At 44.2% G+C, this 17,302-nt stretch carries 13 protein-coding genes; 7 read left to right on the forward strand and 6 right to left on the reverse strand.

Annotated elements, in window-relative coordinates; genetic code table 11:
- Positions 1-166: 166 nt before the first annotated feature.
- From Q4549_RS01175 to Q4549_RS01185, 3 genes are all read left to right on the forward strand, one after another.
- On the forward strand, positions 167-1,462 hold the full coding sequence (locus tag Q4549_RS01175) for an NAD(P)/FAD-dependent oxidoreductase (protein ID WP_303553090.1): 1,296 nt from the start codon (positions 167-169) through the stop codon (positions 1,460-1,462).
- 156 nt (positions 1,463-1,618) lie between these two features.
- Positions 1,619-2,521, forward strand: a complete 903-nt coding sequence (locus tag Q4549_RS01180) for a LysR family transcriptional regulator (RefSeq protein ID WP_303553091.1) — start codon at positions 1,619-1,621, stop codon at positions 2,519-2,521.
- A 225-nt stretch (positions 2,522-2,746) separates the two neighbouring features.
- Complete coding sequence (locus Q4549_RS01185) at positions 2,747-4,831, forward strand: alkyl/aryl-sulfatase (protein ID WP_303553092.1); 2,085 nt, start codon at positions 2,747-2,749, stop codon at positions 4,829-4,831.
- Between the two features lie 64 nt (positions 4,832-4,895).
- Here the strand turns inward: Q4549_RS01185 and Q4549_RS01190 are convergent, their stop codons facing one another.
- The 5 genes from Q4549_RS01190 to Q4549_RS01210 all read right to left on the reverse strand — a co-directional run bounded on the left by Q4549_RS01190 (position 4,896) and on the right by Q4549_RS01210 (position 11,138).
- Positions 4,896-5,339, reverse strand: coding sequence for a hypothetical protein (locus tag Q4549_RS01190; protein WP_303508452.1), 444 nt, complete (start codon positions 5,337-5,339; stop codon positions 4,896-4,898).
- 193 nt (positions 5,340-5,532) lie between these two features.
- Positions 5,533-5,916 (reverse strand): DUF2919 family protein, encoded by a 384-nt coding sequence (locus Q4549_RS01195; protein WP_303508454.1) that lies wholly within the window; start codon positions 5,914-5,916, stop codon positions 5,533-5,535.
- Between the two features lie 7 nt (positions 5,917-5,923).
- The gene (locus tag Q4549_RS01200) at positions 5,924-7,111 is read right to left on the reverse strand and encodes a peptidoglycan binding protein CsiV (RefSeq protein WP_303553093.1); all 1,188 of its coding nucleotides are present in this window, start codon (positions 7,109-7,111) and stop codon (positions 5,924-5,926) included.
- On the reverse strand, positions 7,095-10,550 hold the full coding sequence (gene mfd, locus Q4549_RS01205; protein ID WP_303553094.1) for a transcription-repair coupling factor: 3,456 nt from the start codon (positions 10,548-10,550) through the stop codon (positions 7,095-7,097). Before mfd ends, Q4549_RS01200 begins: the two co-directional genes overlap by 17 nt.
- A gap of 9 nt (positions 10,551-10,559) precedes the next feature.
- Positions 10,560-11,138: a hypothetical protein gene (locus Q4549_RS01210; protein ID WP_303508460.1), complete on the reverse strand. Its 579-nt coding sequence runs from the start codon at positions 11,136-11,138 to the stop codon at positions 10,560-10,562.
- Positions 11,139-11,354: 216 nt separating this feature from the next.
- On the opposite strand from Q4549_RS01210, the gene Q4549_RS01215 reads away from it, so the two are divergent.
- From Q4549_RS01215 to lolE, 3 genes are read left to right on the forward strand one after another with little or no spacing between them, the layout of a single operon-like run.
- On the forward strand, positions 11,355-12,539 hold the full coding sequence (locus tag Q4549_RS01215) for a lipoprotein-releasing ABC transporter permease subunit (protein ID WP_303553095.1): 1,185 nt from the start codon (positions 11,355-11,357) through the stop codon (positions 12,537-12,539).
- Positions 12,532-13,230 carry a lipoprotein-releasing ABC transporter ATP-binding protein LolD gene (gene lolD, locus Q4549_RS01220; protein ID WP_303553096.1) on the forward strand — a complete coding sequence of 233 codons (699 nt, stop codon included), beginning with the start codon at positions 12,532-12,534 and terminating at the stop codon, positions 13,228-13,230. Before Q4549_RS01215 ends, lolD begins: the two co-directional genes overlap by 8 nt.
- 1 nt (position 13,231) lies before the next feature.
- Positions 13,232-14,470, forward strand: coding sequence for a lipoprotein-releasing ABC transporter permease subunit LolE (gene lolE / locus Q4549_RS01225; protein WP_303553097.1), 1,239 nt, complete (start codon positions 13,232-13,234; stop codon positions 14,468-14,470).
- Between the two features lie 43 nt (positions 14,471-14,513).
- On the opposite strand, the gene Q4549_RS01230 is transcribed toward lolE, so the two are convergent.
- Positions 14,514-15,017, reverse strand: coding sequence for a DUF2062 domain-containing protein (locus Q4549_RS01230; protein WP_137673015.1), 504 nt, complete (start codon positions 15,015-15,017; stop codon positions 14,514-14,516).
- A gap of 68 nt (positions 15,018-15,085) precedes the next feature.
- On the opposite strand from Q4549_RS01230, the gene Q4549_RS01235 reads away from it, so the two are divergent.
- On the forward strand, positions 15,086-17,269 hold the full coding sequence (locus Q4549_RS01235; protein ID WP_303553098.1) for a DNA internalization-related competence protein ComEC/Rec2: 2,184 nt from the start codon (positions 15,086-15,088) through the stop codon (positions 17,267-17,269).
- Positions 17,270-17,302 lie beyond the last annotated feature (33 nt).

Here is a 17,302-nt window from a genome sequence, read left to right on the forward strand (position 1 = left end):
CATAAAAAGAGGGAATTAATCCCTCTTTTTTATTGGGCGCTTTTTGTGATCTTAATCAAGTTACGTATAATGAGCCCACCTTAGCTAGTTGTTAAAGGCATAACAAAAATAAAAGCCTTTGTAGTAGAGCTAAACACTTCAAGTTGTTACAAGGAAATATTCAAGCATGACTAGAATCGTTGTAGTTGGTGGTGGGGCCGGTGGTTTAGAACTGGCGACGCGCTTAGGCCGTAAACTCGGTAAACACGGAAAAGCTAACGTAGTGCTGGTAGATAAAAACCGCACCCATTTATGGAAGCCGTTATTACATGAAGTGGCTACCGGCTCTTTAGATGCAGGCATTGACGCCTTGAGCTATCGCTCACATGCTGCTAATCATGGCTTTGAATTTCAACTTGGCGAAGTGGCTGATGTAAATCGTGAAGATCAATTGGTGACTTTAAAGGCTATGGTCGAAGAGGGCAAAGAAGTCCTTCCAGCGCGCCAGCTAAATTATGATTACCTAATCATGGCGATTGGCTCTGTTTCAAACGACTTTAATACCAAAGGTGTTAAAGACAATTGTATTTTCCTCGACAACCCAAGCCGCGCAGATTTGTTCCATCGTCGCATGCTGAATCGCTTTTTACAGTATTCGCAAAATGACGAAGCACAAAAGGGCGAGAAAGTACGTGTCGCTATTGTGGGGGCCGGCGCAACTGGCGTAGAGCTCTCTGCTGAGCTGCATAACGCCTTAGATCAACTACGCGCCTATGGCGTGCCAAACCTAAGCCATTCAAGCCTAGCGGTAACCTTAGTAGAAGCGGGTGAGAAAATTCTCCCGGCATTACCTGTGCGTATATCTAGCTCAGCCCATTCAGAGTTACAGAAAATGGGTGTGGACGTACGTACTAAAACGATGGTGACGGAAGCGACTGAAGAAGGCTTAACGACTAAAGACGGTGAACTGATTAAAGCTGACTTAATGGTGTGGGCGGCAGGCATTAAGTGCCCTGATTTTATGAAAGAACTCGGTGGCTTAGAAACCAACCGCATTAACCAGTTAGTGGTTCGCCCAACCTTGCAAACCTCGCGCGATAGTAATATTTATGCGATTGGCGATTGTGCGAGTTGTGCCATGGGAGAAACCAGTTTTGTACCACCACGGGCTCAATCGGCTCATCAAATGGCGACCTTAGTATTTAAAAATATTGTGCGCCAAATTGAAGAAAAACCACTGCAAGAGTTTGAATACAAAGACCATGGTTCACTGGTATCACTCAGCCGTTACTCAACAGTCGGTTCGTTAATGGGCAACCTTATGCAAGGTTCAATGATGATTGAAGGGCGCATTGCACGAGTAATGTATATTTCGCTTTATCGGATGCATCAAATCGCCTTACATGGCTATATGAAAACTGGCTTAATGATGTTAGTAGGGCGAATTAACCAAGTGCTAAGACCTAAGCTTAAGTTGCACTAAGTTTATTAGTTAAAAGCAGCTCAAGGGCTGCTTTTTTGTGCAAGTGTAAGCTGAAAGAATAGGCTACTAGTATCGTCGTATTAAACAATACACTTGCAAATCAGCGCCTCCCCTCCGATGATAGCCAAGATATCATTTACAACGTTCACTTACTCTATGTCTCAGTCTAGTCAGTTTGACCTCAATCTTTTACGCGTTTTTAAGTCAGCTTATGAGCATGAATCAGTCACTCGAGCCGCAGAACAGCTTGACCTGACTCAATCGGCAGTTAGTAATGCACTTTCTCGTTTAAAAGAAACGATTGGCCAAGAGTTGTTTAGCCGTACTGGTCGAGGCATCAAGCCAACGCCATTTGCACGAGACTTCTATTCTAGCCTGCAAGCGCCTTTGCTTAACATTGAAGGGCTTATCGAAAGCGTTCAAGATTTTACGCCGACTACATCCTCACGTCAGTTTAACGTTTATTGCCACGAGGCGATGTTTCATAAGCTACGACAAAAGCTCGATATTGCACTTAAAGATAGCGCGATAGATGTGATGTTGATTGAACTGCCCAGCGATGAGCAAAAAATCTACGAGGATTTGAGTAATGAAAGTGTCGATGTTGTTATTGATGTATGTGCACCTGAGAGTTTAACCTTTAACTCTCTGGTCATTCAGCGAGATAAACTGTGTTGCATTGCTAATCGATCGCACCCTCGCTTACAAAGCGGAGCCCTGACCCAGGCTGCTTATTTAGCCGAGCAGCATGCAATGTTCGATATGCGCCGCTTTGACCTTACCTTTGTAGACTGGATTACTGATGAAGTGCTACCGCGCCGTAAAGCCTATAGTGAGCATAAGTCATTAATGGGAATGATAGCGGCCATATCTTATAGTGATGCCGTGGGAGTGGTACCTTGTTCGCTTGCTCAACAATATAGTGAGGTATTTAATCTTCAGTTAATGGATTTTCCTTTTAAAACTCAGTCTTTTGATTCTTATCTAGTGTCCTTATCTAAAATGCAAACTAACCCAGCTAATCAATGGCTTAGAACCTTGTTGATTGGCCAAGTTTAAGCTCAGTGTAATAGCTGTATCTTGGTTCATTACTGTCATAATATTTGTTTGCTAGTCTTCACTTAAAATAATAAACCTTACTTTTATCCTCAACCTGATATCACTTACGTAAATATCTGCTTTAGCTTGGAAGAGTTGTTTGCTGCCTAAGTGTTCGCCAAAATAGATTCAACAAACGAATTATATTTTATGACTGCAAGGATGCTGCGACAAAAGGTACGACATATGAAAAAATCTATTTTAACGGCATCTATTCTTTCAGTATTCACCACCAGTGTTATTGCACATAGCCATGATCATGATGACCACGCTGGTCACGATCATGAGCATGTAACCACCGAATCCTTAGCAAACGGTAAAGGAAAACCTGCTTCTGTTCATACCATTGAAGCTAATAAGGCATTTGCCAAGACTCTAAACTTTGAAGACACGACGGTATTTTTTGATAACGACAAAGGATTAGTGGTTCCATTAGATGCTAAAACATCAATGTCTCTGCGCGACCGTTTCAAAAATTTGCACACCGGATTGGAAGCACACGACAACTCGCCTGATACCGTTAACCCTTCTTTGTGGCGTCAAGGACAAGCAAACTTTGCCGCAGATGGCTTGTATAAAGTTACCGACGGCATCTACCAAGTTCGTGGTACCGATTTAGCGTCAACGTCGTTTATAAAGTCTGATTCAGGTTGGATTGTTTACGATGTACTGATGCACGATAAAGCCATGGAAGCTTCACTAGAATTTTTTTTAGCCAATGTGCCAGAAGGCGGAGATGAGCCGGTAGTGGCAATGATTTACTCTCACTCTCATGCTGACCACTTTGGTGGCTCGCGCGCTGTTCAAGACCGTTTCCCTGAAGTAAAAGTGTACGCGCCTCACGGGTTTATTAAAGAAACCGTAGATGAAAATGTACTGGCGGGAAATGCTATGTCTCGCCGCGCGGCATACCAATACGGTGCTACGCTGGGTCAAGCTAATACAACAGGTATTGTAGATGCCGCCTTATCGAATGGCTGGTCGCAAGGTGAAGGTTATCAAATTACGCTTGTAGCACCCGACCAAACCTTTCCATCTGGTGATGAACAAAAGTTTTTTGACTATGAGATAGACGGCGTGAAATTTGTATTTATGGACACCGCTGGAACCGAGGCTCCATCTGGTCACGTTGCGTACTTGCCTGAGCACAATACATTGTGGACTGGCGAAATGGTCTATCAAGGTATGCACAACGTGTACACTTTGCGTGGCGCCAAGGTTCGTGATTCGTTGAAATGGTCTAAAGACATCAACGAAATGATCAACGCGTGGGGCGGGGAAGTGGAGATGTTAATGGGCTCTCACTCTGCGCCTATGTGGGGTAACGAGAAGATTAATGACTACATGAGAGCACAACGTGACAACTATGGTTTTGTTCACAACCAAACCTTACGTTTAGCTAATAGCGGCATGGGAATACAGGATATTGGCGCATCAATTAACGATGAACTGCCAACTAGCTTACAACAGTTATGGCACACCAACGGATACCACGGCACCTACAGCCACAATGCGCGGGCTGTATACAACATGTATCTTGGCTATTTTGATATGAACCCAGCCAACCTCGACCGCATGGGCGTTGCAGATGAAGCTGAGCGTTTCACGCAAGCTTATGGTGGTTGTGAAGCAGGTTACGCGACAGCAAAAACTTACTTTGATAAAGGTGAGTATCGCTTTGCAGGCGTAATGCTCGATCATATTGTACGTGCTTGTGATAGTTCTTCAGAAGCTCGTTCATTGCTTGCCGACAACTGGGAGCAACAAGGTTATCAAGCTGAAGGTGCAGGCTGGCGTAATGTGTTTTTAACTGGCGCGCAAGAAATTCGCATAGGCACTATGCCTGGTTTGCCTAAAACCGCTTCTTCCGACCTGTTGTCTGAAATGACGATAGAGAACATTTTAGACTTTATGGCAGTAAAAATTGTTGCCACTAAAGCCGATGGCAAAGATTTTACGCTAAACGTAAATGTTCCTGATATTAAAGAAGTGCATTATGTGGAGTTAAGCAACGGTAACCTAAACAATATTCAGGTGGCTAAACTGGCTCCTGCAGATGCAACGTTGCATATAAATAAAGCTGATGTAACTAAGATTTTGTTAGAGCAAACAACCTTAGCAGCCTTGCTTGAATCAGGCAAAGCAGGTATCGAAGGGGATAGCTCAGTAATGAAAACACTGGCAGAGGTATCAATAGACTTTAATGGTTCTTTTGAAATCGTACCTCGCCCATCAAAAGGCCAAGAAGTAGATGCTCACATCTACAACTAGCTAACACAGAATATGGGTACCTGTTAGCGAGAACAAAATGGCCACATTAATGTGGCCATTTTTACTATTCTGTGGCGTGAATAATCGCGGACACATGGTTTTCAACCACGGTAAAAACCACTTTATCTCCTACTTTGAAATCGTGGCCATGCACTAAGCAGTTATATTCTTTGCCTTGTTCGTCTTTCAGTATTAGGCGGTCAATATACTCGCCAAATTTTTCGTTAGTAATGTCTTGGCCTATGAAAGCGCCTGCGGTACCTATAATGGCGTTAGCGCTTCCACCACCAATTTGTCCGCCGACTAAAGCGCCAATAAACGAGCCGCCAAATTGTTTACCTAATGAGGCATCTTTCTTTACTTCGCGAATATTTGATACCTCACCGACATGCCGAACTATATTGGGAGAGTTATCGAGTTGATCGGTAGGCACTTCTTTTTGAGGTGAAGTACAGCCTTGAATCGTTAAGAGTAGAGTGGCCAATAGGCAAGTCCGTAGCATATTCATGTCATTTCCTTATCGGTGCTTTATGAGCTTGGCTTAGCGGTAGAAAGTGCTCAGAAAAAGTATAATCCAATAAGGTATTTTAGTTGTTGAAACTAAGTAAGCACCAAGAATTTTATTCATGGAAGAAAAGAGAGGGTAATCATTGAGGGCTGAATCCCCAGTTAGAGGCTTAGATATGGAGAGAAATTCAGGGTTATGGCTTGTCTAACGCAGACTTAAACACGATAAAACTCATCATTAAGCTAATCCATAAGGTTACTGCATTCAGCGCCTCAAAACGCCAAAAATTGAGATTTATGGAATGAACTTGAATCGCTATATCGGCAAGGAGTAAAACTAAGATCCCCCATAACTGCCAGCGTATCGAAAGTTTCTGCCACAGCTTAGGGAAGATTAAACGAGTGAGCGGCAGAGCGCCCATAGCAAGCCCAAAATAGAACCAGAAATGGTCGGGGTAAAGCAGCCCCAGTATTTTATCACCAGTTTGGCGAGAGCTGGCGGCAATCGCCAGCAATAACCACGTTCTGCTTAACAGCGCACAGGCAAACAGTACGCTGGGTTGATTCGCTAATAACACCGCTTAATTAAGATGCTGGCGCAGCGCTAGCGCTTTGTTCAGGCGAATTATCGTCGGTTAGCTGTGCTTGTTCATTTACCGCAGGGCTTTCTTCAACAGTATCTGCAACGGGCAACGACTCAGCGCTGTTTGTTAGGTTTGTTTGCTCTTCTGGGCTACGGCGGATCTGAATCAGCATTCCCATTAATGGGTGATCAAAATAGTGAATTTCGCTGGAGCGAACTCGACGCTTTTGGTCAAATTTAAAGCTCTGTAGTTGCTCTTCTGTTTGATACTCGGTGACTAAACTACCAGCTTCAACATTGTTAGCATCGGCGCTTAACAACACCACTTGTTGCTGCTCTTCTTCAACAGAAAGAGGCGCTTCTACTACCACTGTACTGAGTTCAGTTTCGGTAGTTAACGGATCTTCGCTAGCATTAACATCAAGCAACTCTTGCTCGGGTTCGTTGATTAACAGCTCTACATCTTCAGGTCGCTTAAGCAGCAGCTCTGTTTCAATGTATAAGTAGTGTTGAAGGTACACACGAATGCCGCCTTCTAATTCCCAAATCGCAGCAGCGGCTTCAGGCTCTACATCAAATGCTCCCACGGCAGTATCGGGAGCGTCAAACAGCGAAATGTTTTCAGCAGCTAAATCAAAGCCTTGGCTTTCCTCTATTATTGCATCGTCAGAGAAATTTAATGAGCCAAGTAAACGTCCGTCTTCGTTAAAACGGGTCGAGAAATCTTCACCAGCTTGAATTTGGTAGTGTTTAGCGCGATTACGCGGTGCAACTATTTCACGCCAACCAAGGTGAAGTAAAGGCGTAAAAGCAGCATGCTGTTTGAGCTTATTAAACTCATCATTTAGTTCTAGTTGCTGTTTGCTTAGCATTTGGCGTTTTGTTGAACCAGTAATAGGCCAGCCTCTGCCGTCTATGCTCACCGGTAACTTATCAAATCGTGGGGCAATGCAGGGCTCTAATTCATCATTACAACCAAACAGCGGCGCGAGTAATGGTTCGCTGGTATTTACGCCTAGCGTTTGTGGCTGCGGCCAATATTCTTGGCTACTTTCCACACTTACATTTCGCTTAAAAAAGATAACTTCTATGTCAAACCAGCGAGGTTCTTGAGCAACACTCGGTAAGCTGGTTAGTGTTACTGCTGCTAACGTGGTTAGCTGCAGGGCATTTTTAAGAGTTTGTCGCATTGGCAGTAAATTGCTCCAATAATGATTCGATCAAGCTTAATCGTTGTTCTGGGCTGTCGCTAGGTACCGCAAATTTAAGTTTATTTGCGCCTTCTAGGCGATAAATCGCTGGTTGTGATTGTAACAGGCTTACTAGAAAAGCGGCATTAACTTTTGTTGATTCGCCAAACTCTACCACACCACCTTTTGGTCCTGCTTCTACTCGTTTGATACCGAGTTCTTCGGCTTCAATTTTTAGCTTTTGTACTTCAAATAGGTTTTTTGCTTGCTCTGGCAATAAACCAAAACGGTCGATGAGTTCAACTTGCAATTCACGCATTTCTGGTTGGTCAGCACAATTGGCAATGCGTTTGTACATGGTTAGGCGAGTAGTAACATCAAAAATATAGTCGTCAGGCAGCAATGCTGGCACGCGCAATTCAATCTCACATTGGTCTGTTTGGCTTAAGTCCCAATTCAGGTCTTGGCCGTTTTTAAGAGCAGTCACGGCTCTATCAAGCATTTCCATATACAAGGTGAAACCTACCGCTTCAATTTGTCCGCTTTGGTCATCACCTAATAACTCGCCAGCACCACGAATTTCTAAATCGTGAGTGGCAAGTGTAAAGCCTGCGCCTAAGTCTTCTAACTGGGCAATAGCATCCAAACGTTTAATCGCGTCTTTGGTGATAAGCTTTGGCGGTGGCGTGAGTAAATACGCATATGCTTGGTGGTGTGAGCGACCAACTCGCCCACGTAATTGGTGCAACTGGGCTAATCCAAAGTTGTCGGCGCGGTTAATAATAATGGTGTTGGCGCTAGGGATGTCAATACCGGTTTCGATAATGGTGGTACACACTAAAACGTTAAAACGCTGATGGTGGAAGTCACTCATTATTCGTTCTAGCTCACGCTCGCGCATTTGTCCGTGAGCCACGGTTATACGGGCTTGCGGTAACCATTCACGTAGTTCTTGGGCCACGCGGTCAATGGTGTCTACTTTATTATGTAGGAAGTAAACTTGGCCACCACGCATCACTTCACGGCTTATCGCTTCTTTAATTAAAGCTGAGTCGTACTCACGAACAAAGGTTTTTACCGCTAAACGCTTAGCTGGCGGTGTGGCAATAATCGATAAATCTCGCATGCCGCTCATCGCCATATTCAAAGTACGTGGAATTGGCGTAGCGGTTAGCGTGAGAATATCGATATTAGCCCGCATGGCTTTGATTTGTTCTTTTTGCCTTACTCCAAAACGGTGTTCTTCATCTATCACCAACAAACCTAAATCTGAATACTTCACGTCTTTACTAAGTAACTTATGGGTACCAATAATAATGTCGACTTTGCCGGCGGCTAAGTCTTTAAGCACTAGGTTTTGTTCTTTGGTGGTTTTAAAGCGCGATAGTGAGGCGACTTCGATTGGCCAATTAGCAAAGCGGTCGCTAAAGTTATCGAAATGCTGCTGGGCTAATAGGGTGGTCGGCACTAATACAGCGACTTGCTTACCGGCATTCACCGCCACAAAGGCAGCACGCATGGCGACCTCTGTTTTACCAAAACCTACATCGCCACATACTAGGCGATCCATGGCATTTGGCGTTTGCATGTCTTGCAGTGTGGCCCCAATTGCTTGTTGCTGGTCATCGGTTTCTTCAAAGGGGAAGTCTGCCGAAAACTGCTGATAAGCTGCATCGTCTAATTCATAGCCAAAACCAGGCTTGGCGGCACGCTTGGCGTACACTTCCAGCAACTCGGCGGCAACATCGCGAATTTTCTCTGCTGCTTTTTGTTTGGCTTTTTGCCACTGGTCGTTGCCCAGTTTATGTAGCGGAGCGGTTTCGTCGTTTGCACCTGAATAGCGACTAATTAAATGCAATGCATTAACGGGAACGTAAAGCTTGGCTTGGTTAGCATATTCAAGCGTTAAAAATTCAGTTTTGATGCCGCCATTTTCAAAGCTGGTTAAACCGAAATAACGACCCACACCATGCTCAATGTGAACCACTGGCTGACCAATAGTTAGCTCAGCCAAGTTGCGAATAAGTACATCGGGATTTAGCGTTTTGCTAGAGGCCTTGCGTTGTTTAGCGCGAACCTTATCGCCCAGTAAATCTACTTCGCTAATGAGCTGTATATTTGGTTCTTTGAGTTCAAAGCCTTTGTCTAGCGGCGCTACCACCATGGCTAAGCTATCTTTGCTGGCAATAAAATCGGCAATGCTGCTGTAGTCTTTTAACTGCAACTTTAGTGGACTTAGCAGGTTTTTAAGGGCTTCGCGGCGGCCTTCTGTTTCTGCAATAAAGCAGGTCTTTGGCTGCGGGTGATGCTCTAAATAATGACTAAGCGCTTGTAAGGGAAGATTTAAACGATGATTAACACTTAAATCGGGCAGGGTATGCGCGTCTAAATTTAGTTTGCCTTGGCTGCTACGTGCAGGGCCTTTATGTAGTTTTACTCCAGCAAACAGTTTTAATTCTTTAAAGCACTGCTCAGTACTTTGGTAAAGCTCATCAGGCGGCAAGATAGGGCGCGCTTTATCGTAGCGGCGGTTTTCGTAGCGCTCACCTAACTCGCTCCAAAACTGTTTGCCCGCATGATCTAAATCGCCCACCTTTAAAATAACGGTATTTGCTGCAAGTTGGTCAGTTAGGCTTTCGGTGTGCGCATGAAACAGCGGTAAGTAGTATTCGATACCAGCCGGCATGATGCCTTTAGATACTTGCTGGTATATCGAACCTGCATCCCGGCTGGGTTCAAAACGGTCTCGCCATTGCTGGCGGAAGGTTTCAATACCGCTAGCATCCGTTGGAAACTCGTGAGCGGGTAGCAAAGTGATGCTTTTGTGCTGTTCGGCACTGCGCTGGGTGTCGGGGTCAAATTCACGAATACTGTCGAGTTCGTCATCGAAAAAGTCTAAGCGAAAAGGAAAGTTGCTCCCCATGGGGTATAAATCGAGCAAGCTGCCGCGTAGTGCAAATTCGCCATGCTCCATGACTTGATCAACATGCTGATAACCAGCACTCACTAAGCGTTCTTTAAATGCCGCCAAATTTAGCTGCTGGCCTACCTTGAGCTGTAAGCTGTGTTTAGCTAAAAACTCTGCGGGGGCACAGCGTTGCAACCAAGTGGCAATAGGCGCTATAAGCACACTATTTTTATCGTGACTTAACTGATTAAGGCTTAATATTCGCTGCGATACAATGTCTTGGTGAGGTGAGAAGGTATCGTAAGGGAGTGTTTCCCAGTCGGGTAATAAATGCAGGGCACGCTGTGGCTGCAAGCCATTTACTTCTCGCTCGATTTGAAGTGCACTGCGAGTATCTTCAGTGAGAATAACAATTGGGGCGTCAAGTTGAGCAATATATTCTTGAATAACAAACGCTAATGCGCTGCCTGGGAGGTTGCTAACTTGTTTTTGATCGCCTGCAGATTCAGGACACGGTAAATTTAGTAACACAGAAAACTCTTATTTGTCGGCTTGCTGGCGAGCATCAGCTCGGGCTTTTAGTTGTTGGCTTTGCACGTGTAAGCTTGCTCGTACCAAGGCTTCTACGTCTTCATCACGAATAAGTTTGTAGCTTATTTCAATAAGGTGTTCGCTGCGATGGGCAATCGCCTTTGATTGCAATACCTCACCATAACAAAATACTGCGGTAGACTCTTCTGGTAGAAAAATCTTTAACTTGAGTAATTGGCCTTTCGGTAGTGCTTCTTTCCAAAAGCAGTGTATTTCAGAACCACCAAATTGTTGGCTTAATGTGCGCTGTGCTGGGCTGTCTTGTTGGACTAATACATAACTGAGCACGCGGTTCAGCTTTTGTTCTTGCGCATGTAAATAGCTTAATAATTGCTCACCGGCTTCGCCCAATTGTTTAATGGCACGTAAACCTAATAATGATTGATGTTGACCAGGGTTAGCCAAAATAAATGGCTCGGGAATGCTAGCTTCAAATTCTGCAGTTGACTGAGGTAGCGCGCTGTTATCAATAGTTTCTAGATTAACGTTGAGCTGATGGGTAACACTAAAATACTGTTGATCCTGCATATTTCCCTACAAGCGCCGAGCGGCGAGTTATCAAATAGACCATGCTTAAAAGCGTAGTTGAAGGCGAAATTACAACAAGTTGTGTAACGGATTGCAAATAAACTGAATATCTTTGTTTTTTATGTGATTAAGCTAAGGATCTGACTTGTTGGGCTAACTGGCGCGCGGTATGATTAGCGCGATTTTTTACAACGCCTAGGGATGTCTGCCGCTTCGATGAAATTGATTGGCTTTATAGCATGGCGGTTCTCGCGAGGAGCCAAACAACAACGCTTCGCTTCATTTGTAAGTTGGTTCTCTACCTTGGGTATTACCCTTGGCGTGGCAGCACTCATTACGGTGATCTCGGTAATGAATGGTTTTGAACACCAGCTCAAACAACGTATTTTGAACTTAGTTCCTCATCTCACGTTATCTTCTCAACAACTCGCGCCAAGTGCCTTAAACAGCGTAGCAAATGCTCCTTTGGTATTAAGCGAAGTAGTTTTGCAAAGCAGTACTAATTTGCATGCCGCAATGATGCAAGGCATTGATGTGACTCAGCAAGCTGATGCAGCGTTGTTACGTAAAAAAATGCTAATTGGTGACTTGGATAGCTTACAGGCCGGCAGCTATAACGCGGTTATTGGTATTGGTGTAGCAAACGCGTTAGGTGTGCGGCTTGGCGATACTATTCGTTTATTGGCCACCGATCGGCTGGTGTATACACCGTTAGGGGAAATGCCTTCACAACGTAACTTTGTGGTATCGGGGGTGTTTGAGTTTGCCGCAGAGGTCGATAAACAGTTCATCTTGGTGAATATTGAAGACAGCGCTCGCTTGCTTCGCTCACCTGTGGATGCAGTAAGTCAACAGCGCTATTTCTTAGATGATCCTTTTCAAATTGAAACCCTCTCTAAACAGTTAGATGCGGCCTCGATTGAATATGAAGATTGGCGACGTTTTTACGGTGAGCTATTTGCTGCAGTAAAAATGGAAAAAAACATGATGGGTATGCTGTTCTGTCTAATTATTGCTGTAGCTGCCTTTAACATTCTTTCTAGTCTAGTGATGATGGTCGGCGAAAAACGCAGTGATGTTGCCATTTTGCAAACACTGGGTTTATCTCGCGACAAAGTTGTGATGGTGTTTGTTATGCAAGGTGCTTGGAGTGGCTGTATAGGCGCGGGGGTAGGGGCGCTAAGTGGTTGGTGGCTGAGCAATAACATTAACATGGTTATGTCGGGAATCGGTTTGAACTTTGCGGCTAATTTAGGCGGCGCAGGTTTACCTGTATTACAACGTAGCGACCAAATTATCTTTATTACGGTTGCTGCCATGCTGTTAAGCATTGTAGCTACCATTTATCCCGCTTGGCGAGCCAGCAAAATTCACCCTGCAGAGGCACTTCGTTATGAGTGAGCTTAATGCTCAGCCCGTTTTAGTGGCAAAAAATATTTGTAAAACTTACCAAGATGGTAGCCAGTTTACCGAAGTACTGCATGGCGTAGATTTTAGTGTTTACCCAGGAGAAGCGGTTGCTATTGTTGGAAGTTCTGGCTCTGGTAAAAGTACTTTATTGCATATTCTTGGTGGGCTCGATGAGGCCAACGAAGGCGAAGTAAGCATTGATAAACAACGTATCGATGGGCTAACGAGCAAGCAACTTGCAAAACTGCGTAATCAAAAGCTAGGTTTCATCTACCAATTTCACCACCTGTTGGGTGAATTTTCGGCAATAGAGAACGTAGCAATGCCGCTGTTAATTGCTGGTCAGCCTAAAAAAGTAGCTTATGGCAAAGCAAGGAGTTTGTTAGAACGTGTAGGTTTAGGGCATCGCTTAACGCACCGACCTGCCGAGCTATCTGGGGGGGAACGGCAACGTACCGCTATTGCCAGGGCTTTAGTGAATGAGCCGAGTTTAGTGCTAGCCGATGAGCCTACCGGTAATCTAGATAGCCACAGCACAGAGTCTATCTACCAACTAATTTTAGAGCTTAATCGCGATTTAAACACAGCTTTTGTGGTGGTGACTCACGACTTAGCATTAGCTGCTAAGTTTAGCCGCCAAGCGTATATGCAAGATGGCAACTTTGTTGCCAAAGGCGAATAGTATGCGCCTGCCTTTATCTTTTTTTATTGGCTTACGTTACCACCGCGCTAAAAACAGTAATGGCTTTATTTCGTTTATTTCAGCGTCTTCTACCCTAGGTATTGTATTAGGTGTGGCGGTGTTAATTATTGGCTTGTCGGTAATGAATGGTTTTGAAAGAGAGCTGCGTGACCGTTTTTTAGCCATTGTAAGCCATGGGGAGTTAGAGGCTGTAAATCCTCCCCTTAGTGACCACGAGCAACTATTAAGCTCGGCTACCAATAACAGTCAAGTATTAGGTGCCGCCCCTTACATCAGCTTTAGTGCTTTGGTACAGAAAGGCAAAACCATGAAAGCCTTGGCTCTTAAAGGTATTGACCCTGAGCTAGAAAAAAACGTGACTAATCTGCATCAGTACGTGGGTGACGATGCTTGGCACGCTTTGGCCGAGAACCAAGCTCAACTGGTGTTAGGTGCGGGTATCGCTGATTTGCTAGGCGTATTGGTAGGTGAGCAAGTGACCTTGTTGCTACCCAAGGCTAATCAGCAAAATCGGCTCAGTTCGCCACAGCGTATTAGAGTAAAAGTGGTGGGCTTAATGAACGCTGGCGGCCAGTTAGATAACCAGCTAGCATTTATTAATTTGGCTTATGCTCAAAAACTTATGCAGTGGCAAGAGGGCGTATCTGGAATTAATTTAAGAGTTGTCGACCCACTGAAAGCCGATAAAGTGGTGCGTTCGGTGGCTAAAACCTATCCGCAGTTAGTATATATCAAAAGCTGGATCCGCCAACATGGGTACTTGTATCAAGATATTCAATTAGTCCGCACCATTATGTATGCCATCATGTTGTTAATTGTTGCAGTTGCTAGCTTTAACATTGTTTCCACCCTTATTTTAGCTGTGAGTGAAAAGCGCGGAGATATTGCGATCCTCAAAACCATGGGGGCCAGTGATGCTAGTTTGTTGCGCAGCTTTGTGGTTTACGGTTCTTACAACGGTGTATTAGGTTGCGCTTGGGGAGCCGTTTTAGGTATTGCCGGTAGCTTTGGTTTACCCAAATTAGTCGGGTTAATTGAGAGTTTAATGGGACATACTTTGTTATCTGCCGATATCTACTTTATCGATTTCTTACCCGTTAAACTAATTTGGACAGATGTATTAGCGGTAGTTGGGGCGGCATTGTTGCTGAGTATGTTGGCTACTATTTGGCCTGCTTGGCAAGCTACCAGGGTGAAGCCTGCTCAAGAACTGGGTTAAGGTAATGCAGATGCAAAAAAGGAGCGATTAAGCTCCTTTTTTATTAACGACGTTTACGGTAACGGCGCCGCACGGAGTATCGCCACAGTGCGTTTATTGAAAAGTAACCAAGTATTGAAAAGATAATGCCGCAGACCAAACTACCTAACAAGAACGCCGGACCGATGGTCGCTATTAAATGTTCTAAGCCATGCCATGATAATTCTAAATGATAATCAGCAACGGGTTGCCCCAATATGCCAGTGCCTACGATATAACAAAAATAGAAAATAGCGGGAATAGTAAAAGGATTCGAAATCCATACTAATGCTACTGAAAGCGGCAAGTTTACTTTAAACATTATCGCTAAAGCCGCCGCAATAATCATTTGCGACGGTAAGGGGATAAAAGCAACAAATAGCCCAATTGCAAAGGCACCAGCCGCAGAGCGTCGATTAAGATGCCACAGATTAGGGTTGTGCAACCAGTCACCAAAAAACTTAAGGTGTTTGTTAGCTTTTAGCTCTTCTGTTTTAGGAATAAATCGTTGTATCGTCTTTTTTGGCATATAGTTTGTTATTGATAATAAACTTCTTATGACATATGAACGTCTTTTTACTAGCAAGTTTGCTAGCAATGACATCATCGTTAATCTGGCCTAGTTTACTGAGCCTACCTTTACTATATGTTAGCTACGTTGCACTAGCGGCTTTACTTTGGAAAAGAAAGCTCTGGGCTGCTGGCTTCATATTTGGCGTGTGTTGGATAAACAGCCATGCGCTGTATTATCAGTCATGGATTGTTGATATCCAACAAAAAGCGGCCAACTTTAGCATACATGGCGTGGTCTTGGCAGTTGATAATAATCAATACTGGCAAAAAGTTACGCTGCAAGTTGACCAGCTCGATAGTAGATCAAGTTTAGCATGGTGGAAGCCTAAGCTAAGTTTGTACCATTCGCCTCAGAATAATCAAAGCCAAATATTACAACCTGGTCATTCGATTCAAGCTATCGCTAAACTTAAACCCGTATTTGCCAGTATTAATCCTGCGGGATTCAATTACGCTCGTTGGCTCGTTTCAAAGTCAATGGTGGGACGGGGTAGTTTGGTTTCGCACCAAGTCTTAGGTGAACAGCTGTCGTTTCGTGAGCGCTGGGTGGCGAACTTAGCGGGGCAATTAAGTGGTTACAAATATGGTGGAGAGCTACTTGCCTTAATGGTAGGAGATAAACGCTTATTGAATTCTGAGCGGCGAACGCTGTATCAACAATCTGGTTTAGGTCATTTATTTGTTCTATCAGGTTTGCATTTAGGCATCGCAGCAATGTGGTCTTGGTGGCTGTTTCGTTTAATAGGGCTAATTATTCGAATGCCTCACGCTAGTGGTCCGTTGATCGCGAGTTTTGGGTGTTGCCTGATTTATTGCTGGTTGGCAAATTGGCAGCTATCAATGATGCGAGCTTTGTTGATGTATGGCTGTTTATTGGTGTTTGGTTTAACTACCCAAAGGCGTAACTTAGCCTCTGGCATTGTTGTTAGCGCTTTTATCATTCTGTTGCTTTGGCCGTTTAGTTTGTATAGCAACGGCTTTTGGTTGTCATATACAGCAGTATCAGTGGTTTTACTTTGTTTATGGCTAGGGCCTAGTAACAAGCTACTGATGCTTATTCTTATTCAAGCGATGATTGGTATCGCTATGCTACCGATTCAAGTGGCTATGTTTGGTCAGTTACCGAGTGGCGCTTTATTGCTAAACCTCGTCGCTGTTCCGTTATTTAGTATGATTTTGGTGCCGCTTAACTTGTTGTTAATGTTAGGGCTCTCTTTTGATTTTCCTGGTGTGGATAATTTAGCCGAGTTACTCAATAAATTGTTTGCGGTGTCGTTTCGAGGTTTAGACTTTTTGGCTGGTCTTCAAGCAGTGAGCTTTACAACACCCATTGCCTTATTGGGCTTGTGTGTGTTGTTGTTTAGTGTGTTGTTAGCTGTTAGCTCAATAGGCCGGCGCTTTGCCATTGCTTATCTAAGCGTTTTGCTGTTAGTTCCTTTGTTCAACTCATTTTGGCCTAGAAGCCTCAATTGGCAAGTATATGTATTGGATGTTGGGCAAGGCTTGGCTGTTGTTATTGAGCATAACAATCAAGCCCTAATTTTTGATAGTGGCCCGCGCTTTAGAAGTGGTTTTTCCTACGCAGAAAGCGTGATTCTGCCACTATTGGTAGATTTACGTATTGAGCACGTGACAGCTATTGTGACCAGCCACGGTGATAACGACCACGCAGGAGGAAGAAGGGTACTTGAAGAGGCTTTTCCTAAAGCGTTACGGTTTTATGGCCGCGATAAACGATTACCTGCTGAACGATGTAATGAGCAAATCAATTGGGGAGAGTTAGCGCTGACATTTCGCATGGCGAATTTAGGTGAGGGAAACAACGGCTCATGCACTTTGCGGGTTTTCGATGGTGACTACAGTTTGTTACTGACTGGAGACATAGAACAAATGGCTGAACAACAATTGTTAGCGGAAGGCTTGAGTAAAGTGAGTTTTTTACTGAGCCCACATCATGGTAGTAACAGCTCATCTTCTAACGAGTTTATCAATGCATTACAGCCCGAAATAGTGATGCATAGCAGCGGTGCTTATAATCGTTTTGGTTTTCCTCACACATCAGTTACCGAGCGATATTCTGCCAGTGAGCAGTTTGTTACAGGAAAGGGCGGCGCCATTCATCTTGAAATTGGTGACCGTTCATACCAAGTCACTCAGCAGCGCTATCTCACTTCAAGCCCATGGTACCAACAAATCATCAGTTGGTGATTTCTCTATAAACCGCTAAACTAAGGCAATTTT

Source organism: Agarivorans sp. 2_MG-2023, from assembly GCF_030548085.1.
Taxonomy (GTDB): domain Bacteria; phylum Pseudomonadota; class Gammaproteobacteria; order Enterobacterales; family Celerinatantimonadaceae; genus Agarivorans.

Coding starts and splice junctions, on each gene's coding strand:
- Q4549_RS01175 (WP_303553090.1), top strand. CDS start 167: ATGACTAGAATCGTTGTAGTTGGTGGTGGGGCCGGTGGTTTAGAACTG.
- Q4549_RS01180 (WP_303553091.1), top strand. CDS start 1,619: ATGTCTCAGTCTAGTCAGTTTGACCTCAATCTTTTACGCGTTTTTAAG.
- lolE (WP_303553097.1), top strand. CDS start 13,232: ATGCGCCTGCCTTTATCTTTTTTTATTGGCTTACGTTACCACCGCGCT.
- Q4549_RS01200 (WP_303553093.1), bottom strand. CDS start 7,111: ATGCGACAAACTCTTAAAAATGCCCTGCAGCTAACCACGTTAGCAGCA.
- Q4549_RS01235 (WP_303553098.1), top strand. CDS start 15,086: ATGACATCATCGTTAATCTGGCCTAGTTTACTGAGCCTACCTTTACTA.
- Q4549_RS01230 (WP_137673015.1), bottom strand. CDS start 15,017: ATGCCAAAAAAGACGATACAACGATTTATTCCTAAAACAGAAGAGCTA.
- Q4549_RS01215 (WP_303553095.1), top strand. CDS start 11,355: ATGAAATTGATTGGCTTTATAGCATGGCGGTTCTCGCGAGGAGCCAAA.
- Q4549_RS01210 (WP_303508460.1), bottom strand. CDS start 11,138: ATGCAGGATCAACAGTATTTTAGTGTTACCCATCAGCTCAACGTTAAT.
- lolD (WP_303553096.1), top strand. CDS start 12,532: ATGAGTGAGCTTAATGCTCAGCCCGTTTTAGTGGCAAAAAATATTTGT.
- Q4549_RS01190 (WP_303508452.1), bottom strand. CDS start 5,339: ATGAATATGCTACGGACTTGCCTATTGGCCACTCTACTCTTAACGATT.
- Q4549_RS01185 (WP_303553092.1), top strand. CDS start 2,747: ATGAAAAAATCTATTTTAACGGCATCTATTCTTTCAGTATTCACCACC.